This is a genomic window from Amycolatopsis vastitatis (assembly GCF_002234595.1).
Taxonomy (GTDB): domain Bacteria; phylum Actinomycetota; class Actinomycetes; order Mycobacteriales; family Pseudonocardiaceae; genus Amycolatopsis; species Amycolatopsis vastitatis.
In genome coordinates this window covers 14,314-37,044 of the sequence record NZ_NMUL01000068.1, presented here as the reverse complement: position 1 = coordinate 37,044, position 22,731 = coordinate 14,314, and the positions used below count along the sequence as shown (strand labels likewise).

The 22,731-nt window shown below is 72.0% G+C and carries 22 protein-coding genes; 15 read left to right on the top strand and 7 right to left on the bottom strand.

The features are described from left to right. The first annotated feature begins 188 nt into the window (after window positions 1-188). Window positions 189-1,028, top strand: a complete 840-nt coding sequence (locus CF165_RS45085; protein ID WP_093953751.1) for a peptidoglycan-binding domain-containing protein — start codon at window positions 189-191, stop codon at window positions 1,026-1,028. An 83-nt stretch (window positions 1,029-1,111) separates the two neighbouring features. Continuing rightward, window positions 1,112-1,930 carry an LLM class flavin-dependent oxidoreductase gene (locus tag CF165_RS45080; RefSeq protein WP_093953749.1) on the top strand — a complete coding sequence of 273 codons (819 nt, stop codon included), beginning with the start codon at window positions 1,112-1,114 and terminating at the stop codon, window positions 1,928-1,930. On the opposite strand, the gene CF165_RS45075 is transcribed toward CF165_RS45080, so the two are convergent. Next, entirely contained in the window at window positions 1,872-2,831 is a 960-nt protein-coding gene (locus tag CF165_RS45075) for a threonine/serine dehydratase (RefSeq protein ID WP_093953748.1), read from the bottom strand. The genes CF165_RS45080 and CF165_RS45075 overlap by 59 nt on opposite strands. Window positions 2,832-2,915: 84 nt before the next feature. Here CF165_RS45075 and CF165_RS45070 point away from each other — a divergent pair, with 84 nt between their 5' ends. Next, complete coding sequence (locus tag CF165_RS45070) at window positions 2,916-3,809, top strand: LysR family transcriptional regulator (RefSeq protein WP_093953747.1); 894 nt, start codon at window positions 2,916-2,918, stop codon at window positions 3,807-3,809. Window positions 3,810-3,881: 72 nt separating this feature from the next. On the opposite strand, the gene CF165_RS45065 is transcribed toward CF165_RS45070, so the two are convergent. Beyond that, on the bottom strand, window positions 3,882-4,805 hold the full coding sequence (locus CF165_RS45065) for a LysR family transcriptional regulator (RefSeq protein ID WP_093953745.1): 924 nt from the start codon (window positions 4,803-4,805) through the stop codon (window positions 3,882-3,884). Between the two features lie 73 nt (window positions 4,806-4,878). Between CF165_RS45065 and CF165_RS45060 the strand changes: the two genes are divergently transcribed. The 3 genes from CF165_RS45060 to CF165_RS45050 are packed head-to-tail and all read left to right on the top strand — an operon-like array spanning window position 4,879 to window position 7,290. Then, window positions 4,879-5,802, top strand: a complete 924-nt coding sequence (locus CF165_RS45060) for a DMT family transporter (protein ID WP_093953744.1) — start codon at window positions 4,879-4,881, stop codon at window positions 5,800-5,802. 10 nt (window positions 5,803-5,812) lie between these two features. Next, a complete protein-coding gene (locus CF165_RS45055) occupies window positions 5,813-6,709 on the top strand; it encodes an NAD(P)H-binding protein (protein WP_093953743.1) in 897 nt (298 codons plus the stop codon). After that, complete coding sequence (locus CF165_RS45050; RefSeq protein ID WP_093953742.1) at window positions 6,706-7,290, top strand: CPBP family intramembrane glutamic endopeptidase; 585 nt, start codon at window positions 6,706-6,708, stop codon at window positions 7,288-7,290. The genes CF165_RS45055 and CF165_RS45050 overlap by 4 nt, the downstream gene beginning before the upstream one ends. Before the next feature lie 3 nt (window positions 7,291-7,293). Here CF165_RS45050 and CF165_RS45045 read toward each other — a convergent pair whose 3' ends face one another. Continuing rightward, entirely contained in the window at window positions 7,294-7,767 is a 474-nt protein-coding gene (locus CF165_RS45045; RefSeq protein WP_093953741.1) for a MarR family winged helix-turn-helix transcriptional regulator, read from the bottom strand. Between the two features lie 82 nt (window positions 7,768-7,849). Here CF165_RS45045 and CF165_RS45040 point away from each other — a divergent pair, with 82 nt between their 5' ends. From CF165_RS45040 to CF165_RS45030, 3 genes are all read left to right on the top strand, one after another. Next, complete coding sequence (locus tag CF165_RS45040) at window positions 7,850-8,491, top strand: FMN-dependent NADH-azoreductase (RefSeq protein ID WP_093953739.1); 642 nt, start codon at window positions 7,850-7,852, stop codon at window positions 8,489-8,491. 121 nt (window positions 8,492-8,612) lie between these two features. After that, on the top strand, window positions 8,613-9,119 hold the full coding sequence (locus tag CF165_RS45035; protein ID WP_093953737.1) for a histidine kinase: 507 nt from the start codon (window positions 8,613-8,615) through the stop codon (window positions 9,117-9,119). Window positions 9,120-9,183: 64 nt separating this feature from the next. Then, window positions 9,184-9,810: a response regulator gene (locus CF165_RS45030; RefSeq protein ID WP_093953736.1), complete on the top strand. Its 627-nt coding sequence runs from the start codon at window positions 9,184-9,186 to the stop codon at window positions 9,808-9,810. Here CF165_RS45030 and CF165_RS45025 read toward each other — a convergent pair. Next, window positions 9,791-13,156 (bottom strand): indolepyruvate ferredoxin oxidoreductase family protein, encoded by a 3,366-nt coding sequence (locus tag CF165_RS45025; protein WP_240522105.1) that lies wholly within the window; start codon window positions 13,154-13,156, stop codon window positions 9,791-9,793. The genes CF165_RS45030 and CF165_RS45025 overlap by 20 nt on opposite strands. Window positions 13,157-13,307: 151 nt before the next feature. On the opposite strand from CF165_RS45025, the gene CF165_RS45020 reads away from it, so the two are divergent. From CF165_RS45020 to CF165_RS45010, 3 genes are all read left to right on the top strand, one after another. Further along, entirely contained in the window at window positions 13,308-13,754 is a 447-nt protein-coding gene (locus tag CF165_RS45020) for an Lrp/AsnC family transcriptional regulator (protein WP_093953735.1), read from the top strand. A gap of 210 nt (window positions 13,755-13,964) precedes the next feature. Next, complete coding sequence (locus tag CF165_RS45015) at window positions 13,965-15,194, top strand: HNH endonuclease signature motif containing protein (protein ID WP_093953733.1); 1,230 nt, start codon at window positions 13,965-13,967, stop codon at window positions 15,192-15,194. Window positions 15,195-15,563: 369 nt separating this feature from the next. Next, the gene (locus CF165_RS45010; RefSeq protein ID WP_093953732.1) at window positions 15,564-16,763 is read left to right on the top strand and encodes an MFS transporter; all 1,200 of its coding nucleotides are present in this window, start codon (window positions 15,564-15,566) and stop codon (window positions 16,761-16,763) included. Here CF165_RS45010 and CF165_RS45005 read toward each other — a convergent pair. The 3 genes from CF165_RS45005 to CF165_RS44995 all read right to left on the bottom strand — a co-directional run bounded on the left by CF165_RS45005 (window position 16,760) and on the right by CF165_RS44995 (window position 20,239). Next, a complete protein-coding gene (locus tag CF165_RS45005) occupies window positions 16,760-17,758 on the bottom strand; it encodes a hypothetical protein (RefSeq protein WP_093953731.1) in 999 nt (332 codons plus the stop codon). The genes CF165_RS45010 and CF165_RS45005 overlap by 4 nt on opposite strands. 91 nt (window positions 17,759-17,849) lie before the next feature. Further along, a complete protein-coding gene (locus CF165_RS45000) occupies window positions 17,850-19,469 on the bottom strand; it encodes a thiamine pyrophosphate-binding protein (protein ID WP_093953730.1) in 1,620 nt (539 codons plus the stop codon). Beyond that, window positions 19,466-20,239, bottom strand: a complete 774-nt coding sequence (locus CF165_RS44995; protein WP_093953729.1) for a cyclase family protein — start codon at window positions 20,237-20,239, stop codon at window positions 19,466-19,468. The genes CF165_RS45000 and CF165_RS44995 overlap by 4 nt, the downstream gene beginning before the upstream one ends. Window positions 20,240-20,359: 120 nt before the next feature. Here CF165_RS44995 and CF165_RS44990 point away from each other — a divergent pair, with 120 nt between their 5' ends. From CF165_RS44990 to CF165_RS44980, 3 genes are read left to right on the top strand one after another with little or no spacing between them, the layout of a single operon-like run. Then, window positions 20,360-20,755 (top strand): GntR family transcriptional regulator, encoded by a 396-nt coding sequence (locus tag CF165_RS44990; protein ID WP_093953728.1) that lies wholly within the window; start codon window positions 20,360-20,362, stop codon window positions 20,753-20,755. A gap of 9 nt (window positions 20,756-20,764) precedes the next feature. Beyond that, the gene (locus CF165_RS44985; protein WP_093953726.1) at window positions 20,765-21,649 is read left to right on the top strand and encodes an ABC transporter ATP-binding protein; all 885 of its coding nucleotides are present in this window, start codon (window positions 20,765-20,767) and stop codon (window positions 21,647-21,649) included. After that, window positions 21,646-22,617, top strand: coding sequence for an ABC-2 membrane transporter-related protein (locus CF165_RS44980; protein WP_093953808.1), 972 nt, complete (start codon window positions 21,646-21,648; stop codon window positions 22,615-22,617). Before CF165_RS44985 ends, CF165_RS44980 begins: the two co-directional genes overlap by 4 nt. Window positions 22,618-22,731 lie beyond the last annotated feature (114 nt).

Below are 22,731 nucleotides of genomic sequence, written 5' to 3'. Positions count from 1 at the left end.
GGCGGCATTACTTCCTGCTACAACGCTCTGGTGTCACCCGGCGACCGAGGGTGACGCGCAACCGGGACAGCGCGTCCTTTGTGGACGTCTACAAGATTCCCGTTGGGGCGGATCCGGTTTGTACGTCCCTTGTATCCGGTTGCGTGATCCTTCTCGTCGTAAGCGAATCCCAACAGTGGAGGAAAAAGATGTTCACGAAGGCCGCCGTCCTGACGGCACTGGCTTCTGCGGCAGTTGCAACCTTTGCCGTAGCCGCACCGGCTCAGGCCGAGACCGCGGTCACGACGGCGTTGCCGACGGCGAACATGGAGGCCGTCCTCAAGGCGGCCCAGATCGACCCGCGCCGTGCCGACGACACCCTGACGCCGGGCGCGCACGACAGCGTCCTGCTCGTCGAGCAGGCGCTGCAGGCGAAGGGGCTGCTGGCGAGCCAGTTCGTCGACGGTTACTTCGGCACCAGCACCATCGACGCGTATTCGGCGTACCAGAAGTCGTTGGGCTACACCGGGATCGACGCTTCCGGCCTGCCCGGTAAGACGTCGCTGGAGAAGCTCGGCGAAAACCGGTACACGGTCACGAACCCGGTTTCCGCCGGCAGCCAGGTGACCTACCACAGCAAGACCCTCAACACCCGCACCAAGGCGATGCTCGTGGCCGCGGAAGGGATCTACGGCTCGCAGGTCGCCCTCACCCAGGGTTCGTACAACCCGGGTGGCGTGGACGCTTCGGCCGGCACGCACGACGGTGGCGGCGCGATGGACATCTCGGTGTCCGGCATGTCCTCGGCGAACCGGACGAAGCTGCTGACCGCGCTGCGCAAGGTCGGGTTCGCGGCCTGGCTCCGCACGCCGGCGCAGGGCTTCGACTACCACATCCACGCCATGGCGGTCTCCGACCCGGACCTGTCGTCGGGTGCGCAGCACCAGACCGGTGACTACTACCTGGGCATGAACGGCCTCGCCGGCCGCGGCGCCGACGACGGCCCCCAGGTCACGAAGGTCACCTGGGAGGAGTACCAGCGCGGCTGATGCCGGGCGCGCGCCCGGCCGTGGTGGCACGGCCGGGCGCACCGGTGGTTTGATCGAAGGACCAACGACTTGGGGGTGCTTCGATGCCACAGAAGGCGTTCCGGTTCGGCGTGGTCGCGGGAGCGACCGAAGGCGGCGCGAAATGGCTCGCCACCGCTCGCCGCGCCGAAGAACTCGGCTATTCGACGCTGCTGTGCCCGGACAACCTGAACCTGCCGACACCGACCGCGGCGCTCGCGGCCGCCGCCGCGGCGACGACCGAGCTGCGCGTCGGGTCGTTCGTCCTGGCCAGCCCGCTGCGCACCGCGCGGGCGGCAGCGTGGGAGGCGCACAGCCTGACCGTCGTCACCGGCGGCCGGTTCGAGCTCGGGCTCGGCACCGGACGCCCGGAAATGCGGCAGCAGGCCGAAGAGCTCGGGCTGCCGTACGGCTCCGGCCAGGAGCGCCTCGACTCGATCTCCGAGACCGTCGACCACGTCCGGCGGCTCGACGGCGACGCGCACACGCCGGTGATGATCGCCGCGGGCGGGCCGAAGGCGCGCCGCCTCGCCGGGATGAAGGCCGACATCGTCACGCTCGCCGGCGGCGTGCTGACGACCCGCGAAGAAATGGCGGAGTACGTCGGGGAAATCCGTGCGGCGGCCGGCGACCGCGACCTCGAGTTCGCGATGAACATCTGGGTCGTCGGCGACGAGGTCCCGCCGTGGATCCGCGGCTTCATCGGCGTTGACGCCGAGACGCTCATCGAGCACGACTCGCTCGGGATGCTGCGGGGCGACGTCGACGCCATGGCGGAGGAGCTCGAACGTCGTCGCGAACAATTCGGCGTGTCCTACATCAGCGTCAACAGCGCGTTCCTCGAGCAGTTCGCGCCGCTGGTGGAGCGGCTGTCGGGGAAGTGAGCGTCGCGGGGTCGGTGTTGGCGCCGCAGAGCACGACGGCGACCCGTTCGCCCGGCGCCGGCCGGTAGGCGCCGTCGAGCAGGGCGGCGAACGCCGTCGCTCCGCCGGGTTCGACGGCGAGGCGGTAGCGGTCCCACAGCGCCGCGCGGGCCTCGAGGATCGCGGTGTCGTCCACCAGCACCGAACCGGCGCCGGTGCGGGTGGCCACGGCGAACGCGATGTCGCCGAGCCGGGTCGCGCCCAGGGAGTCGGCGGCGACGCCGGAGACCTCGACCGGCACCGGTGCTCCCGCGGCCAGCGCCGCGTTCAGCGTCGGGCACGAGCGCGGTTCGACGCCGACCACCCGCGCCCGGCCTTCGACCGCGGCGGCGACGCCGGCCAGCAGCCCGCCGCCGCCGACCGCCACGAGGATCGTGTCCGGCTCGCCGGCCTGCTCCAGCAGTTCCAGGCCGAGGGTTCCTTGCCCCGCACAGATGTCCGGCTGGTCGTAGGCGTGGCAGAAGAGCGCGCCGGAATCCGCCGCGTGCTTCACGGCGGCGTCGTAGGCCTCCGCGTACTTCTCGCCGACCAGTTCGACGGCCGCGCCCAGCTGCCGCAGTTTCGCCACCTTCACCACGGGCGCGGTCGCCGGCACGAAAACCCGCGCGGCCAGGCCGAATTCGCGGGCGGCGTGGGCGACGGCGAGACCGGCGTTGCCGCCCGAGGCGGCCACCACCCCGGCCGCCGAGAGCTCGCCCGCGGCGATGATCCGGTTGAAGGCGCCGCGCGCCTTGAACGACCCCGTGTGCTGCAGCTGTTCCAGCTTGAACCACAGGCCGTCGTCCGCGGCGAACACCGGGGTCCGGCGGACCCGGCCCCGGATCCGCGCGGCGGCCAGCTCGACATCGGCAGTGCTGATCATGGCTTCAGCATGCGCGCGGCGAGCCGTAAGCACCAGCGGCGTCTCCTATACTGGCATTAGCGTTGCTTATGGCTGGAGGCTGACGTGCTCGACGCCCACCGCCTGACCCTGCTCGCCGAGGTCGCGCACGCCGGCTCGATCGCCGGGGCGGCCCAGCGGCTTTCGTTCACGCCGTCCGCGGTCTCGCAGCAGCTGGCGAAGCTGGAGCGGGACGTCGGCGCGTCAGTGCTGAATCGCCATCCCCGCGGAGTGTCGCTGACACCGGTCGGCGAGGCGCTGCTCGCCCACGCGGAAACCATCGTCGGGGAGCTGCGCACGGCCGAGCGGACGGTCCGCGGCCTGCTCGGCGAGGAACCGGCGCAGCTCACCGTCGGCACGTTCGCCAGCGCGGGCACGACCCTGGTGCCCGCCGCGCTCGCGCGGTTCCGCCGCGACCACCCCGCGGTGGCGCTGCGGCTGCTGGACCTGGAGCCGCCCGACGGGTACGGCCTGGTCAGCTCGCGTGATCTGGACCTGCTGATCACCCACCGCTACCCCGGGGCGCCGCTGCCCGACCCGCGCGGGCTGACGCGGTCGCTGCTGCGCTCGGAGCGGTTCCGGCTGATCCTGCCGAAGGGGCACGCGAAGGCTCGCGCCCGCCGGCTCACGCTGCGGTCGCTGGCCGGGGAGGACTGGATCTCCGGCAGCCCGGGCGTGCCCAACCGCGCCTGCCTGGAGCAGCTGGCGGGCACCGCCGGGGTGGCGTTGCGGGTCGCCTACGAAACGCGCGACTACCAGGTGATCCTGGCGCTGGTCGAGGCCGGGCTGGGGATCGCGTTCGTGCCGGAGAGCGTGCTCGGCCGGGTGGGCCCGGCCCGCATCGAGGTGCGCGACGCGGTGGACGCGCGGCCGGTGCGGGAGATCTTCCTGGTGCACCACCGGCGGCCGGGGAAGCTGGTGACCGAGATGGCCGAGCTGCTGCGCCGACGTTGTGAATGACTCATTCCTGTCGTCCGGCGACAGGAATGAGTCATTCACTGCATCCGGGTGCGGCGACGATGCTGAGGGGGGTCAGCCGGCCGGGCGCCCCGTGCTCCCGAAGCGCGCGGACGCCGTCCGGAGCGCGTCCAGGCACGCGCGCACCGCGCCGTGGTCCTCTTCGCCCGCGCGGCAGATCGCGTAGATCGTCCGGGTCAGCGCCGGGCGCGTGGCCAGGATGCGGACGCCTTCGGGCACCCGGTCACGGGCCAGGCGGGGCACGAGCGCCGCGCCGACGTTGCCCGCGACGAGCGCCAGCTGCGTCGGGTAGCCGCCGACCGTGCAGCTGATCCGCGGCTCCAGCCGCTGCTTGCGCAAGACCTGGACCAGCCAGTCGTAGCAGCCGGACCCGGCGCTCCAGCCGATCCACGGCAGATCGTCCACTTCGGACAGATCGACCGCCTTGCGGCGGGCGAGCCGGTGCCCGGCGGGCAGGGCCAGGTCCGCGACGTCGGAGAAGAGCTCGATGCGCGTCGTCGAAGGCGGGATCACCGTCGGGCGGTCCGTCCAGCTCTCCACCACCGCGACGTCGAGGTCGCCGTCCGGCACCTGGGGCATGGTCTGTTCCGCTTCGCCCTCGTGCAGCGTCACCTCCAGCCGCGGGTGCCGCTCGGCGAGGGTGGCCAGGGCGGGCGGCAGCAGCGCGTGCACCGTCGTCGGGATCGCGCCGATCCGCAGCGGCCCGATGACGTCCTCCCGCAGCAGCTCCAGGTCCGCTCTCGCGTCGGCGACCTGCGCGAGGATCCGCTCGGCGTGCCCGGCCAGCACCTGGCCGGCCTTCGTGAGCCGGACGCCGCGGCCGCGGGGCTCCAGCAGCGGCTGGCCCGCCTCTCGTTCCAGCTTCGCCAGCTGCTGCGACACCCCCGACGGCGTGACGTGCAGGGACGCGGCCGCCGCGGCGACCGAGCCCTGGGTGGCGACGGCGTGCAGCGCGCGCATCCGCTCGAGTCCGAACACGGTAGTGATCCTACCGAATTCCGCGCAGAAACATTCGCTTGTCGTTGACAGTCAGGGCTACCAGGCTGAAGGGGTGACCACGACCGCCCCCCATCCGGCTCCTTCGTTGACCCGGCGCCTCGACCCGCGCCTGCTGGCCGCGCTCGGCAGCTTCTGCATCTCGCTGTCGTCGGTCTTCATCAAGGTTTCGCACACCAGCGGCAGCACGAGCGCGTTCTGGCGCTGCCTGCTGGCCTTGCCGGTCCTGCTCGTGCTCGCCGGGCGCGAACGGCGGAAGGCGGGCCCGGCACAGCGCCGTCGCGTGCTGTTCCCGCTGCTGGCCGGTACCGGGCTCGGCCTGGACTTCGTGCTCTGGGGCGAAGCGATCCCGCGGGTCGGCGCCGGGATCGCGACGGTGCTCCTCGCCGTGCAGGTGGTGATCGTGCCGCTGCTGGCGTTCGCCTTCCTGGCGGAACGGCCGTCGAAGCGGTTCCTCGTCACGACACCGATCCTGCTCGGCGGGGTCGTGCTGGCCGGCGGGTTCGCCGGCACCGGCTCGTTCGGCTCGGACCCGGTCACCGGCGCGGTCGCCGCGCTGCTCGCCGGTGCCGGATACGCCGGCTACCTGTTCCTGATCCGGCTCAGCGGCGGCACGGGCGCGCAGGTGCACTCGCTGGTGCTGGCGACGGTTTCGGCCGGCCTGGTCGCCGTCGTGCTCGGCCTCCCGAGCGGCACGCTCGACCTGACGCCGGGCTGGCCCGCGTTCGGCTGGCTGCTCGCGCTCGCCGGGGTCGGCCAGCTCGCCGGCTGGCTGCTCATCTCCGCCGCGCTGCCCCGGATGTCCGCCACCACCGGGGCGACGCTCATGCTGCTGCAGCCGGTCGGTGCGGTGCTGCTGGGCGTCGGCCTGCTCGGGGAGACGCCCGGGTGGGCGCAGCTGACCGGCTGCGCGGCGGTCGTCGCCGCGGTCTGCTTCGCCGGGCGCGGGCGACCTGCGCGCGAAGGGCGTTCCGGCTAACGTCGGGAGCATGCGGGTGCTGGTGGCCGGGGCGTCGGGGTTCGTCGGCGCCCGGTTGTGCCCCGCGCTGGAGGCGGCCGGGCACGAAGTGCTCGCCATGACCCGCCACCCCGCGAAGTACCGCGGTGCCGGGAAAGCCGTCCGCGGCGATGTCGCCGACGTCGGTTCCCTGCGTGACGCGCTCCGAGGCGCCGAAGCCGCCTACTACCTCGTGCATTCCCTCGACAGCGCGGACTTCAAGCGCCGCGACGCGGATGCAGCGCGCGCGTTCGCCCGCGCGGCGGCGGACGCGCGCCTGCACCGGATCGTCTACCTCGGCGGCCTCGGGGACGACGACGACTCGCTGTCCGACCACCTGGCCAGCCGCCGCGAGGTCGAGCGGCTGCTGGGAGAGACCGGCGTCCCGGTCACGGTGCTGCGCGCCGGGATCGTGATCGGCCACGGCGGCACGTCGTGGGAGCTGACGCGCCAGCTGGTGGAGCACCTGCCGGCGATGGTCACCCCGCGCTGGGTCGGCACCCGCACCCAGCCCATCGCGGTCGCCGACGTCGTCCGCTACCTGGTCGGCGTCCTCGACCACCCGGAGGCCGGAGGGCGGACGTTCGACATCGGCGGCCCCGAGGTGCTGGCCTACCGGGACATGCTGCAGCGGGTCGCGGCGATCGAGGGCAGGCCGCTGCTGATCCTGCCGGTGCCGCTGCTGTCCCCGCGGTTGTCGTCGTACTGGCTTTCGCTGGTCACGGACATCGACGTCACGACCGGGCGCGCCCTGATCGACTCGATGACCAACGAGGTCGTCGTCCGCGACGACGCGATCCGCCGGATCGTCGAGTTCGAGCCGATGGGCTACGACGACGCCGTGCTGCAGGCACTGGGCGAGCGGGCGAAGAGCAGGCGGACGGCGTGAAGGCGTTCCTCGCCGGCGTGACGGCCGCCGGATCCGGGCTGCTCGGCGCGTCGCTGGCCAGCCGTCCCGGGTCGCGCCGGTTCCCCGTCCTCACCGCGTCGGTCGCGGCGACGTGGTTCGCCGGCGCCCGCGCGGCCGGGCCGGTGCCCCGGGGCCGCCGGGACGTCGTCCAGCCGGTGGCCGCGGGCGCGGCCGCGTTCGGCGTGTTCTACGGGTGCGCCCTGGTGGCCCGGCGCATCCCGCCGCTGCGCCGCGCGATCGCCGGCGTGCTCGACCACGCCCACCGCGGCCCGGCGGCGTCGGTGGCGGCGGCGACGCTGGTCACGGGCGCGGCGGAAGAGCTGTTCTTCCGCGGCTCGCTCTACGACGGCCTCGGCGCGCGGGGGTCCACCGTGGTGTACGTGCTTTCGACCACGGCGACGAGGAATCCCGCGCTGGTGCTGGCGTCGGCGGTGATGGGGACGCTGTTCGCCGCGCAACGCCACCGGTCGGGCGGCGTGCAGGCACCGCTGCTGACGCACGTGACCTGGTCGGCGCTGATGCTCGGGTTCCTGCCGCGGCTCTTCCCGCCGTCGGACTGAAGCTCAGCAGCCGGCGGTGTTTTCCCGGCAGGCTTCCACGCCGGTCCTGCTGGCGGCCTGCTGCAGGAGCTCGTAGAGCGTCTCGCGCTGGTCGTGGCTGAGGGCGTGGAACACCTCGTCCTCGACCGCGGTGAGCGCGAACTCGGCGCGCACGAGCAGCTTCGCGCCGACGTCGGTGAGCTCGACGAGGTGGCGGCGGCGGTCCGCGGGGGAGCGGCGCCGCTCGATCAGGCCCTCGGTCTCGAGCTCGTTGAGCAGGGTGACGACGTTGGTGCCGTCCATTTCCAGGATCTTCGCCAGATCCTGCTGCGAGCTGCCGCCCTGGTCGCGCAGCACGGTGAGCGCGATGAGGTGCCGCGGCCGCAGCCCGAGCGGGGCCAGCACCGACTCGCTGCGCAGCCGCAGCCGGCGGGCGAGGTGGTCGACCAGCGCACCGCACCGGTGGGGCGGCTGGTTGACGACCGGCAGCGAGGTCATGCGCCCAGTATATGGGCACAGCAATGGTCGATGTGCTATCAATAGTTTGTCCAACACCAACGATCTATGGGTGGCTAACGACATGGCACATCTCCTGCACATCGACTCGAGCATCCAGGGCGACGGTTCGGTGAGCCGCCGCCTCACCGCGCGGGCCGCGGCGGCGTGGCGGGCCGCGCACCCCGACGGCACGGTCACCTACCGCGACCTGGGCGCGGACCCGCTGCCCCACCTCGACGCGGCCGGCGGCCTGGCCGGCCGGGTGCCGCCGGAGCAGCACACCCCGGAGCAGGCGGCGACCTGGGCCCGAACCGTGGAGATCGTCGGCGAAGTGAAAGCGGCCGACGCGGTGCTGCTGGGCCTGCCGCTGTACAACTTCGGGCCGCCGAGCAGCGTCAAGGCATGGGCGGACCACCTCATCGCCCCGGGCCTTTCGGTCGACCCCGAGACGTACGCCGGCCTGCTCGGCGGCCGGGAGTTCATCGTGCTGGCCTCCCGCGGCGGCGGGTACGGCGAAGGCACGCCCCGCGAAGGCTGGGACCACGCCCAGCAGTGGCTGTCCCACGGCGTCTCGCTGACCGGGCTGGAGCCGCGGTTCATCACGGCGGAGCTGACGCTGGCGCCGGTCCGCCCGGCTCTCGCGGAGCTCATTCCCCTCGCCGAGGAGAGTCTCGCGGCGGCGGAACGCGCCATCGACGAGCTGTGGGTGCCGGCCCGCGTCTGACCCGGCGCGCTCGGGGTGGCCCCGAAGGTGGCGACGCCGGCCCGGCCGGTACCGTGCCGCGGGTGCCGGGTGGCAAGATGCTGGACCCGGAACGGCCACACCTGGGTGAGGAAGGTCAGGGTTGAGCGCGCACACCTCCCAGATGGACGACATCCGGCTCGTCGCGCAGCCCAGCGCGCTGCCGGTGACGGAGCTCTTCGTCCGCCTGATTCTCACCGACTGGTCACTCATGCCCATGCTGGAGCAGGTGACCGGCACCGCGAAACGGCTGGTCCAGGCCGTGATCGACGCCAGTGACCCGAAGGCGCCGGCCTTCGTCACGCTGCGGCTGCGGCTCCGCGCCGAGGTGCTTTCCATCGAGGTCGACGACGACGTGCCCGGGTTGGCGGAACCGCAGGCCCGGCTCGGCGAGCGGGTCGGCGTCTCGCCCGCCGACGGCGGCGGCCGCACGACGTGGTGCGAGCTGCCGCTGCCCGGCGGGATGACCGCGCGGCAGGTGCGCCTGCCGCGGCGGCAGGACCGCCGGACCCTGGTCGACGAGCCGGTCTCCGGCGACCCGGTGGCCGCGGACCCGCAGGTGCTCGAGCGCCTGCTGACCCGGCTGAGCGGCTGGTCCGGCGACAGCTGAACGGTTCCGCCCGCGCGTCCGTACATCCAGGCAGGGATGACGTGGACGGGAGGAGGCAGCCGCCGTGCGCATCGTGATCGCGGAGGACGACGCCCTGCTGCGGGAGGGGCTGGTGCTGCTCCTGCGCAGCGAAGGCTTCGACGTCGTCGCCGCCGTGGACCACCCCGGCGACCTGGTGACGTCGGTCGAGGCGGCGGCGCCGGACCTGGCCGTCGTCGACGTCCGGATGCCGCCGACGTTCACCGACGAAGGGCTCCGCGCTGCTCTCGAGGCGCGTCGCCGGGTGCCGGGCCTGGCGATCCTCGCGCTTTCGGCGTTCGTCGAGGACGGCTACGCGGGTGACCTCCTGGCCGCCGGCGGCGGGGGAGCCGGGTACCTGCTGAAGGAGCGGGTGGGCAAGCCCGACGAGTTCCTCGACGCGCTGCGGCGCGTCGCCGCCGGGGGCACGGTGCTGGACCGGGACGTCGTCGCCGTCCAGCTGGCCAGGCCGCGGCCCGGCGACCCGGTGGCGACGCTCACCGAGCGCGAACGCGAGGTCGTGGCCTTGCTGGCCGAAGGCCACTCGGTGCCGACGATCGGGCGGCTGCTCGGCATCGGCACCGAGGCCGCGCGGCGGCACGCCGGGGACGTCAGCGCGAAGCTGCGCGTCCCCGACGAAACCCAGTCGATGCTCAGTTACCTGCGCGCGTGAGGATTTCCGCCTGCCGTTCGCGGTAGCGGGCCACGTTCGCCAGCTTCACGTCTTCGTAGCCGCGGACGACGTCGGGGAGTTCGGCGAGCGCGAGCACCCGCTGCCGGTCCTGGCTCCGGAACGCCCGCAGGACCACGCCGCGGTAGTCGTCGATCAGCTCGCGCTCGACCCGCCGGACGTGCGCCCGGCCGAACGGGTCGAGGCGGGTGCCACGCAGCCGGCGCAGCGCGTGCAGCAGCCGGAAAGCCGGCCGGAACCACGGGCCGAGGCTGATCTTGCGCCGCATCCCGAGCGCCCGCAGCACCGGGGGGTGCAGCCGGAAGGCGTACCGCGTGCCGTCGCCGAACTCCTCCTCGAGCCCGGCGGTGAACGCCGGATCCAGCGAGAGCCGCGCGACCTCGTACTCGTCCTTGTACGCCATCAGCTTGTACAGGTGCTTCGCGACGGCTTCGGTGATCTCCGTCGGCCCATCCTCCAGCACCCGCACCCGCTCGACGAACTCGGCGTACGCGCGGGCATAGGCCTCGTCCTGGTAAGCGACCAGGTCGGGGACCCGGATGTCGAGCAGCCGTGCCAGTTCGGACCCGGGCTCGGCGTGGACCAGCGCCCGCACGGCGGGTTGCGCGACCGGACGCCGCGGCGCCGGGCGGGGCGCTTCGGGCTCGGCGACGAGCCGGCGTCCGCGGCGGAACGCCTGCAGGTTCGCCGCGACCGCGGTGCCGTTCAGCTCGATCGCCCGCTCGATGGCCGCGGCCGGGAGCGGGATGGCCCCGGTCTGGTAGGCGGCGCCCAGCTGCAGCACGTTGGCGAACTGGTCGTCGTCGAAGAGCGTCTCGGCCAGGCCGCGGGCGTCCAGCGAAACGGTGCGTGCCGCCGCGGTTTCCAGCGGCGCGAGGACGCTGCCGGGGTCCGGGAAGGACACCGTCGTGTCGACGACCATCCGGCCGGTCGGGACCTGGGTGGTGGAGACGACGGCGGTCGTGCGGGCCGGGTCGGTCACGGCGAGGTTCGCCGCGTCCGCCCCGACGAGCGCGTCGCACGCCAGGTAGAGGTCGCATTCCCCGGCGGCCAGCTTCGGGGCTTGCTCGACCGGTTCCGCCGTCACCTTCAGGTCCGAGACCACGGCGCCGCCCTTCTGCGCGAGCCCGGTCTGGTCGAGCGTGCGGACGTGCCGTCCGTCGAGCACCGCGGCGGTGGCGAGGATCTGTGTCACGGTGACCACGCCGGTGCCGCCGATGCCCGTGATCCGCACGGTGAAGTCCTTCGGCTCGATCGGCGGAGCCGGGACGGCGTCCGCGGTCAGGTCGGCGAGCTTCCGGCGCTGCTTGCGCCCGGTCGGCACGACGGTGACGAACGACGGGCAGTCGCCGGCGAGGCAGGAGTAGTCGACGTTGCACGACGACTGGTGGATCGCGGTCTTGCGGCCGAACTCGGTCGCCACCGGCTGCACGGACAGGCAGTTGGACTTGGTGCCGCAGTCGCCGCAGCCCTCGCAGACGCGCTCGTTGATCACCACGCGCGTCGCGGGCGCGGTCTGCTTGCCGCGACGGCGTTTCCGGCGCTTTTCGGCCGCGCACTCCTGCTCGTGGATGAGCACGGTGACGCCCTTGATCGCGGCCAGTTCCTCTTGCGTGGCCAGGAGTTCCGAGCGGTCGCGGACCTCGACGCCGGCAGGCAGCTTCCGGCGCTTCGCCGGTGCGTCGCTGGTGATCACGACCCGCTTCACCCCTTCGACGAGCAGCAGCTCCGCGACCTTTTCGACCGGCAGCCCGCCGACCGCGTCCTGGCCGCCGGTCATCGCCACGGCGGAGTTGTAGAGCAGCTTGTACGTGACGTTGACCCCGGCGGCGACCGCCGCGCGCACGGCGAGACTGCCGGAGTGGGTGAACGTGCCGTCGCCGATGTTCTGGACGAAGTGGTCAGCCTCGACGAACGGCGCCATGCCGATCCACTGGGTGCCTTCGCCGCCCATCTGCGTCACGCCGAGGACGGTGCCGACCTGGTCCGGCTCCATGAACAGGGCCATGGTGTGGCAGCCGATGCCGCCGCCGACCAGCGTGCCTTCCGGGACCTTCGTCGACGAGTTGTGCGGGCAGCCCGAGCAGAAGTACGGCGTCCGCGCGAGCAGCGGGACCGAGATGCGCTCGCGGCGACGGCGTCCCCGGTACGCGTCGACCGACGGGATGCCTTCGGGCAGGCGTTTGGCCAGGCCGGCGGCGATGCCGTCCGGGTCCAGCTCGCCGAGCTCGGTGAACAGCGTCCGGCCGTCGAGGTCCTTCTTGCCGGTGATCCTCGGTGCGCCGGGAACGCCGTAGAGGACCTCTTTGAGCGCGGTTTCGACGAACGCGCGCTTCTCTTCGACGACGACGATCTCGTCGAGGCCGTCGGCGAACTCGCGGACGATGCCCGGTTCGAGCGGGTGGATCGCGCCGAGCTTGAGGATGCGGATGCCGTGCTTTTCCTCGTCCAGACCGAGCGTGCGCAGTGCCTGCTGGAGGTCCAAATAGGACTTTCCGGCGGAGACGATGCCGATCCGGTCGGCCGGTCCGCGGGCGGTGATCCGGTTGATCCCGCTCGCGCGCAGGTATTCGAGGGCGAGCGGCAGCCGGACGGTGAAGAGGCTGCGTTCCAGTTCGGCGAGGCTTGCGCCGAGGAGTCGTGACGTCGGGGCGTGCCGGTAGGCCTTCCCGATTTCCGGCACGGTCCACTGTGGACTCACGGTCGCGGTGCCGGACGCGTCGGCGACGTTCGCGACGATCTTCATCGACGTCCACAGCCCGCTGGCCCGCGACAGCTCGACCGCGTGCATCCCCAGGTCGAGGACGTCCTGAGGGTCGGCGGGGTAGAAGATCGGGATGGCGAGGTCGGCGAGGGCGAGCTCGGACGCGCAGGGAACGGTCGACGACTTCGCGTTGGGATCGTCGCCGACGAGCGCGACGGCGCCGCCGCGCGGGTCGGTGCCGGCCAGGTTGGCGTGGCGGAGGGCGTCGGAGGCCCGGTCGAGGCCGGGCGCCTTGCCGTACCAGAAGCCGGTGACACCCCTTCGTCCACCGGCACTCGCGACGAGCTGGCTGCCCATGACCGACGTGGCGGCCAGCTCCTCGTTGAGGCCGGGCCGGTGCACGACGTCGTGCTTCTCCAGCAGCGTCGCGCGGCGGCCGAGTTCGAGGTCGTACCCGGCCAGCGGCGAGCCTTCGTAGCCGGAGACGAACACGGCGGGGTCGCCGCCGAGCGCGCGGTCGTGGCGGACGCGGTCGAACAGCAGCCTGACCAGGGCCTGGACCCCGGTCAGGTGCACGGTCCCCGCCTCCCGCAGATAGCGGTCCTCCAGCGTGAACGTCTCCACGGCGCGCTCCCTTCGCCTCGGCTTTCGGGCACAGTGCGACGTGGGCCACAGGCGCGCAACAGGCTGTGCTGTTTTGGTGCTTTGGACGCAACTTTCAGCAGTCCTTTGCTTCGATTGGTCCTGATTTTTGCGTTTCGCTATGCTGGAGCGCATGCCTGAAGAGCTGCTCGACGCCACCGATCACGAGATCCTCGGCCTGCTGCGCGAGGACGCCCGCCGGACGCTGTCCGACATCGCCGGCCGCGTCACGCTGTCGACGGCCGCCGTCAAGCGGCGCATCGACCGGCTGCGGGAGACCGGGGTGATCACCGGGTTCACCGTCCAGGTCGACCACGCCAAGCTGGGTTGGGGGATCGAGGCGTTCACCGAGCTTCGCTTCGTCGGCAACACGAAGGTCGACGAGATCCTGCACACGACCACCCGGATGCCCGAGGCTCAGGCGGTGTTCACGATCGCCGGTGATCCGGATGCGCTCGTTTGGCTGCGCGTTCGGGATATGGCTCATCTGCAGAAAACCATCGATGAGATTCGGCGGCATCATCAGGTTACCGGTACGAAGACTCTGATCGCCTTGGAATCGTGGTCTCGGGGGAATTGACGTTCCTGGGTTTCAAGATGCGGCTTCGCCGTGGCGTGGGAAATCGGCGCTTGTCGTGGTTGCTTGTCCTTGTGGTCGCCAGCGCCGATTCCCCACGCATCGAGTCCCTCTGCCGCCTCTTTCGTGGGGTGTTCCGCCGCTGTGACAGTTCTGCTTTGTTGCTACCTGTTCGTGTGATGACAGGTGTTCGATTGCCGGTAATCTTGAGTTATGACCGAACACGCGCTCTGGCAGTCCGATGCGGTGGCCCTGGCCGACCGCATCGGTGCGCTGTTCGCGTGCATCCGGTCCGCCGAAGCCGAACTCGGTGCGCTGCTGGTCGAGATCGAGCAGCGGGGTGTGCTGGAGCTGTTCGGCTACCGGTCGGTTCCCCGGTTGCTGGAGCATCTCGCGGATGTCCCGAAATCTTCGGCCGAGCGGATGGTGAAGCGGGCACGGGCGGTCAACCCCGGCCTGAGCCTGGATGGCACCCCGATTCCGGCGGTCGCGGCCGCGACGGGGGTGGTGGCCCGGTCGGGACAGCTGAGCAACCCGATGATCGACGTGATTGCCGGGGTCCTGCAGGACATCCCACCCGAACACCGGGAGGGCGCCGAGCGGCATCTGCTGACCTTCGCCGCCGAGGCGGGGCATCGGCAGGTCGCCGCGCTCGGCGCCCGGATCCTGGCCCACCTCGACCCCGATGGTGCGGAACCCGATGACACCGAACCGGCCACCCCGACCCGGGAACTCTCCCTGCGGCGGAAACGGACCGGGATCTGGGAGATTAACGGCAAGCTCGATGACGAGACCGGTGCCCGCGCCAGCGCCCTGCTGGATTCGCTGGCCCAGCGCCGCCCCGCCGGCGAGGGCCCGGATTTGCGGTCGCCGCAGGAACGCTACGGCGACGCCTTCTCCGACGCGATCGACCTGGCGTTGAACACCCCGGACCTGCCGATGCAGGCCGGGGACCGCGCCCACGTGATGGTCGCGGTCTCCCTGACCGACCTGAAGACCGGTATCGGCACCGCCCTCCTCGGCGATACCGGAACGATCTCCGCCGCCGAAGCCCGGCTGCACGCCTGCGACTGCATGATCATTCCCGCCGTCCTCGGCACCCGCAGTGAACCTCTCGATGTGGGGCGTCTGCGTCGCCTGGTGCCCCGAGCGATCCGCCACGCCCTGTACCTGCGTGATCGGGGCTGTGCCTTCCCGGGGTGTCATCGGCCACCTCGGCACTGCCACGGTCACCACATCCGTCACTGGGCGGATGGTGGTCCGACGGAGCTGGGCAATCTAGTGCTGATGTGCGCCCACCACCATCGGCTGCTGCACCGCTCGGGGTGGGAGGTCCGGATCGCCGCTGACGGTCTCCCGGAGTTCTTACCTCCGGTGTTCTTGGACAAGCGTCGAAAACCGAGGCGCAACAACCTGCACCAACCCTTGCCCTTCGCGGCATAACCACAGCATGGGACAGGCCCGCAGCCACACGGCTACGGGCCCACACCCACATGCGTCAACGCCGGATCGCCGAACTCCGCGAACTCCGGCCGTTCTCCGCCAGAGGCACACAACGCGGCCTCAGCCAGTTGCTCAGCGACGGCGAGCGACCTCGCAAATCCAGCCCGCCTCCCACCCGCTGGCGAACCGCCCCGCCACCAGCCCCGCCGTCACCCGCGCCCGTCGAGGTTGAAGGGGACGGGCTCCGCCTGCAGCATGGAAAGCGCGAAGAACACGTGCCGAGCAACGAGGGGGCCCGCCCGTGTCACACCGCACCACCGCTGACCGAAGCCCGGCAACCAGCACCTTGGGCGGTGAGAAGACCCCGACATGACGACGCCCGACGCACCGAGCGCTCCGCCGGCCAGCAAAGGCGTCAACTCCCGGTTGGTCGCTCTCGCCGCCGGTGCCGGGCTGTCCGAGTTCGGCGATGTCCTGTTCTTCGTGGCGTTCATCGCCGACCTGTACGTCTCCACCGGGTCCGCGCGGACCGTGGGCTTCGTTCTCGTCGCCTTCAGTGCGGGCAACCTGGTCGGTGCGATCGCCGGGGGCACGCTGATCGACCGGCTCCCCGCGCGGGCTTGGCTCGTGCTCGGCAACCTTGCCACCGCCGGGCTCGTCGTCTTCGCCTATGCCACCGCTCTTCCGGCGGTCGCCGCGCTCGCGCTGGTCGTCGGGGTCACCGGGCGGGCGCTGCTCGTCGGGCAGCAAGCCTGCATTCCGCTCACCGAACCCGGTCCGCTGCTGCGGGCCAACGCCGTGATCATGTCCACGCGGCGGCTCGGCCAGCTCGCCGCGCCCTTCCTCGCCGGCACCCTCGTCGCCCTCGGCCACACGCGTGACGCCTACCTGATCGATGCCGCCACGTTCGTCTTTTCCGCCGTGGCCACGTTCGTCGCCCTGCCGCCGCGTCGCCGGCTCCACCGCCAGGAGGCGACCGCGACCGGGATCATCGCCTACGCCCGGCGCACGCCCGCCGTCCGCACGTCCTTCCTCGTCCAGTGCGTGATCGGTGTCATCCTCGGCACGAGCAACACCGTCGTGGTCGTCTACGCCACGGAGTTCCTGCACAGCGGGCCGCGCGGCTACGGGATCCTCAGCACCTTCACCGCCGTCGGTGCCATCCTCGGCGGCTTGACCGTCGGCCTGCTCCGCCGCCGGGCCTCGGCGAAATGGGCCACCGTAGGCTGTCTCGCCGTCGCCGGGCTCGCGCTCGGGCTCCTGCCCGCCGTTCCGTGGCTCGCCGTCGCCTCACTCCTGCGTGCCTGCGGGGGTTGGGCCTGGAACGTCCTCAGCATCGTCCTGCTGGCCGCCCTCCACGAAGGCGGTCCACGCCACCTCCACGGCCGCCTCATCGGTGTCACCCGCAGCGGCCAGGACATCTGCCTCATCATCTTCACCGCTCTCGCCGGCACCGCCGCCACCCTCGTCGGCATCACCGGCGTCCTGCTCGGTGCCGGCGTCCTCGGCGTCGCGAGCGCCCTCGCCCTGGCGCTCGCTCGCCGCCCCTTCGACTGGCAGCCGGGCTAGCCGCGCAGCAGAACCCCGGACGTGCGTTCCCGCTCGAAGAACGTCTCCGGCCACTCGATCGAGTCCGGCGGCGCGTCCACCGCCGTCGCCCGGCGACGCAGCTCGGCGAGGTAGTCCTGGTCCAGCACCGCGCGGGCCGACAGCGGTTCGCGCAGCAGCAGACCGGCCGGGCCCTCGTACAGGTACGCGTCCACGCCCGGATATCCGCGCGTGCCCGGCGGATAGTCGCGGTTCGTCGGGAAGTACGCTGTGTCGAGCGTGCCCAGCCAGGAACCCTTCAGTGGCACCAAGGCCGGCCACGACCCCAGCCGCTGCTCGAGCCTCGTGTTGTCCGAAGCGAACCCGCGGTGGTCCGCGACGACGTAGGCCGCGCCCGGGTACTCGCGCTCCAGCTGCGCCACCGCGCCGCTGCCGCCGTCGTGCGTCAAGTGTCCCAAGCCGAACAACATCAGCGCCTTGCGGTGCTTCTGCAGCACCTGCGTCTTCACGACGGACACGATCGACGCGTCCCGGTCCAGGAACGGCTCCAGGTCCGCCGGGGCGTGGACGGCGCTCCAGTCGATCGGTGGGTCGCCCGCCAGCACGCGGATCTTCCGCGCCGCCGGCACCGTCGTGTTGACTTGCCGAACCAGGGCGAAAAGCTGTTCGTAGAACGTCGAAAACCCGCAGCTCGGCTGGGTCGTGTCCCGCCAGACGCGGTTGACGTCGGGGACGTCGCCGCCGTCGATGTAGGCGTCGAGCAACGGCTGGAGACGCGAATTCCCGCACTCCACGACGATGTCGTTCACCTTGCCCGGGACACGCGGGTCGCGGACGAGGTCGAACAGGAACGTCCCGACGTCCGGGCTCGACTTAGCGACGATCGCGTGGTCGTCGAACGCGGCGAGCAGGGCGCCGGCGGGATCGGACGGCGGCCGAGGCTGGCCCGCGTCGGCCGGAGCCGCCACCAGGGTGGCGGCCGCGAGCACGGCCAGGACCGTACGGAAGAGGCGCATGGAAGCTCCCGGAATAGTTCCCCCACTGTCCTACGACTGTAGGACAACTCGGCCAGCATTCAGTCCCGCCCGGGCCGCTGTCAAGGGCGGGTCAGTGCCGGAACGCCTCCGCCAGCCACCACGAACCGCCGTCGTCGGCGATCTTCGCGTCGATCACCAGGGGTGCGGTACGCGGTCTCGCGAGCCACTCGCGCACGGCGAAGAGGTCTTCGGCCGACCGGACGGTCACCCCGGCGCAGCCGAACCCGCGGCCGATGGCGGCGAAGTCGGAGTCGGGGAACCGGACCGTGGACATGTCGGCGTCGCCGAAGTGGTGGATCTCCGCACCGTAGGCGGCGTCGTTGTAGACGATCACGACCAGCGGCAGGCCGAGCCGGACGGCGGTGTCTAGTTCGGACAGTGCCATGTGGAGCCCGCCGTCGCCGGTGCCGAGCACCGGCAGCCGGTCCGGGCGGGCGAGCGCCGCGCCGATCGCCGTGCCCAGGCCCAGCCCGATGCTCTGGAACGCCTGCGTGAAGCAGAACCCCTGTTCGTCGGGCGCCGAGAGGTACGCGCTCGGGTAACCCATGAAGTTGCCCGAGTCGATCGAGACGATCCGCTCCGCGGGCAGCAGCTCGTCGAGGAGCTTGCTCAGCGTCCGCGGGTCGATCCGGCCGCCGCGGGAAAGGTCGTCGTGCTCGACGTCGTTCCAGCGCCCGGCCGCGATCCGGGCGGCGACGTCTGCCGTGCGATACCCCTCGCGCTCCTTCGCCACGGCGAGAACGTCCGAAGCGGTGCAGGCGACGTCGCCGACGACGCCGAGGTCGATCGGGCGGTGCGCGCCGAGGGCCGCCTGCTCGACATCGACCTGCGCGAGCTTCGCGTGCGGGCTGAGCAGCGTCCCGTGGCGGGTCGTCCACATGTTCAGCGCGCACCCCCAGCCGACGACCAGGTCCGCCCCCACGATCAGCTCGGCGGCCACCGGCGACGAGAACCCGCCCGAGATGCCCAGCGCGAACTCCTCGCCGTGGAACAGCCCGTGCGCGACGGCGGACGTCGCCAGCAGTGCCCCGGACCGGGAAGCCAAGGCCCGCAACGGTCTCCGGCTCCCGCGGGCGCCACGGCCGGCGATGAACACCGGCCGCTCGGCGGCGGCGAGCAGATCGGCGAGCTCGGCCACCGAACCGGCGTCCGGCCGCACCGGCGCGGGCCCCGGAACCGACGGCGGTGAAGGCTGCGCCGGCGCGGGCTGCGCCTGGACGTCGAGCGGCAGGTTCAGCACGACGGTCCGGCGCTGCTGGCGCGCCGTCCGGAAGGCCCGGACGGTGTCGGCGACCGCGCTCGCGGCAGAGTGCACGCGTTCCGGCACCGCACCGACCGCGGCGGCCAGGCCGTCCTGGTCGACGCGGAAGTTCGACAGCACCGACGACCCCGCGGAATCGGCGGCGAGCACCAGAATCGGCGTCCGGCTCTTGGCCGCCTCGGTGATCCCGGTCATGGCGTTGGTCAGCCCGCAGCCCTGGTGCAGCGACAGCACCGAGACCTTGCCGCTGATCCGGGCGTAGGCGTCGGCCATGCTCGCCGCGCCGCCTTCGTGCCGGGCGGCGACGAACCGGACGCCGCCCGCGCGCAGCGCGTTCGTCACCTCGAAGTTGCCGCTGCCCACCACGCCGAACGCGGTCCCGGCGCCGAGGCCGGCGAGGGTGCGGCCGACGAGCTCGGCGACGTTCACCGCTCCACCAGCGCCAGCACGCGGGCGGGGCTGCCGGAGCCGCCGACGATCGGCAGCGGCGAGACCACCAGCAGCACGCCGGTCGGCGGCAGCGAGGCCAGGTTCCGCAGCTGCGTCAGGCCGTGCTTCCCGGCGCCCAGCAGGAGTTCGTGGCACGGGAACATCGGCTCGAGCCCGGGTGCCTGGCCCGCGTCGGTACCCACGGTTTCGACGCCGAGCCCGGTGATCGGCGTTTCTTCGGCGAGCCACCGCGCGCACTCCGGCGAGACGCCCGGCGTGTGCGAGCCGGCTTCGTCGGCGTTGAGGAACTCCTCCTGGTCGCCGCTGCGCGCGTCCCAGCCGGTGCGGTACAGCAGCCAGCCGCCGTCGGGCAGCGGCCCGTGCCCGGCCGTCCACGCCCGGACGTCGTCGACGGAGAGCAGGAAGTCCGGGTCCTGTGCCGCCTGCGCGGAGAAGTCCAGCACGACCGCGGGGGCGACGAGCGTCTTCAGCGGCACCTCCGAGACGTCGTGACCGTCCTTTCCGGACACCCAGTGCACCGGGACGTCCAGGTGGGTGCCGGTGTGCTCGCCGGTGTGGATGTCGTTCCAGTACCAGCGCGGGCCACGCTCGTCGTAGCGGCTGATCTCCTCCAGCCGGAACGGGATGGTGTTGGCGAACGGCTCCGGAAGCTGCAGGATCGGGGTGCTCGAACTCAGGGGAGCGGTGAGGTCGACGATCTCGATCGCGCCGCCGGCGATCGCCTTGCTCAGCCCGTCCAACAACGACATGCCTGCCTCCCGGTGCCGGTGTGCGTCCGATCGAGACCCTATGCCCGCCCGCTCCTCCTTGACAGTCCCTCGACCGAGGGTGTTGTCTTAATGTCGTAAGACAATAGGAGGGTAGGCAGGGTGATCGAGTTCGTCCTCGACGGCCGCTCCCGGGTCGCGACGTACATGCAGCTCGTCGTCCAGGTGAAACAGGCGTTGCGGGTCGGCCTGCTGTGCTCCGGCGACCAGCTGCCGAAGGTGCGGGAAGTGGCCCAGCAGCTGGCGATCAACCCGAACACCGTGCTCAAGGCCTACCGGGAGCTGGTCCTGGAAGGGCTGGCCGAGGGCAGGCCGGGGGTGGGCACGTTCGTCACCGGCAGCCTGGCCGGCCCGTCCTTGGGCAGTCAGGCGCAACTTCGGGACGAGCTGGTGGCCTGGCTGGAGCGCGCCGAAGCCGCCGGGATGTCGGCCGACGACATCGCGGCACTGATCGAGACCACGATTCGCGGCACCAGGGTGCCGCACGAACTGGGGTAGGAGTCCGGAATGGAACTGGCGGTGGAAGCCCGGGCGCTGGGCAAGCGGTACGGGCGCGCCTGGGCGTTGCGGGACTGTGCGCTGGAGCTGCCCGCCGGGCGGATCGCCGCGCTGGTGGGCCCGAACGGCGCGGGCAAGACGACGTTGCTGCACCTGGCCGTCGGGCTGTCGCGGCCCGACGCGGGGGAGGTGCGCGTGTTCGGGCGCGACCCGCGGTCCGTGCTCGCCGACATCGGGTTCGTCGCGCAGGACACCCCGCTGTACCGGGACTTCACCGCGGCCGAGCTGATCACCATGGGCGGCAAGCTCAACCGCCGCCGCTGGGACACCGCGCTCGCCCGCGAACGGCTCGCCCGGCTCGGCATCCCGCCGGACAAGCCGGTCGGCAAGCTGTCGGGCGGCCAGCGGGCGCAGGTCGCGCTGGCGCTGGCCCTGGCCAAGCGCCCCCGGCTGCTCCTGCTCGACGAGCCCATCGCGAGCCTCGACCCGCTCGCCCGCCGTGAGTTCATGCAGGCGCTGATGGGTGCGGTCGCCGACAGCGAGACCACCGTGCTGCTGTCCTCCCACCTGCTCGCCGACCTCGAACGCACCTGCGACTACCTGGTCGTCCTGCAGGCTTCGCGCGTCCGGCTGACCGGCGCGGTCGAGGAACTGCTCGACGCGCACCGCACGCTGGTCGGCCCGCGGGCGGGCAGCGAATCCGTCGCCGGGGTGGCGGAGGTGGTCCGGGCGAGCCACACCGAACGCCAGTCGACGCTGCTCGTCCGCCGCGGCGCTGGCCCGATCGATCCACTGTGGACGGAGCACGAAGTGACGTTGGAAGACGTGGTGCTGGCCTACCTCGACGACGCCGACGCCCGGGTGAGCGCGGCCGCGTGGGGGGTGCCGGCATGATCTGGCTGACCTGGCGCCAGCACCGCAAGCAGGCGCTGTTCACCCTCGGTGCGCTGGTCGCGCTGGCCGCGATCATGGTGCCCACGGGCCTGACGATGCACACGAAGTACGACAGCCTCGGCCTGCCCGCGTGCCGGGCCGCGCTCGGCAGCGCGTCGATGATCACCCAGACCGAAGCGGTCAGCCGGTGCGACAGCCTGGGTCACCAGTTCCAGCAGCAGTTCAGCGGCATGGGGTTCGTCGCGGTCCTGTTCGTGGTCCTGCCGGTCCTGGTCGGCGTGTTCTTCGGTGCGCCGCTGGTCGCCCGCGAGGTCGAGCAGGGCACGCACCGTCTCGTGTGGACACAGGGGGTAAGCCGCCTGCGCTGGGCGCTGGTCAAGTTCGGCCTGCTCGGCGCCATCACCGCCGTGCTGGCGGTCGGGTACGCGCTGGGCGTGTCCTGGTGGTTCCAGCCGCTGGCCTCGGCGAGCACCGGCCGGCTGACCTACATCTTCTTCGACGTCCAGGGGATCGTTCCCGTCGCGTACACGCTGTTCGCGCTGGCGCTGGGCGTCTTCGCCGGGACGTACTGGCGGAAAGTCCTGCCCGCCATGGGGATCGCCCTGGTCGGGTTCGCGGCGATCCGCGTGGCGGTCGAGGTCCTGGCCCGGCCGCGGTACCTGCCGGCCCAGACCTTTTCGTTCCCGCCGGGAGGACGGCAGACGCCGAACCCCGCCTCGGGGGACTGGGTCCTCGACAACGGCGTCCGCAATGCGGCGGGTGAGCTGGTGCTGCCGGGCGCGCAGATCGGCCCGTGCCCACCGAGCGGCTGCGGCAACACCGGGGCCGGACCGGGCGCCTACAACTGGCTGCGGTACCAGCCGGGCGACCGGTTCTGGACCTTCCAGGGCATCGAGACCGGCATCTTCGTGCTGCTGACGGCGGCGCTGGTGTTCTTCGCGTTCCGCCGTCTCCGCACCCTCGCCTGACCTTCACCCGTGACGGCCGCCCGAGCCGGCCGTCACGGGTGGTACGGCGAACGGCGGATTTACAACGTTGTATCGGATGGGTCAGACTGTCTTTTACAACGTTGTAAAGATGAG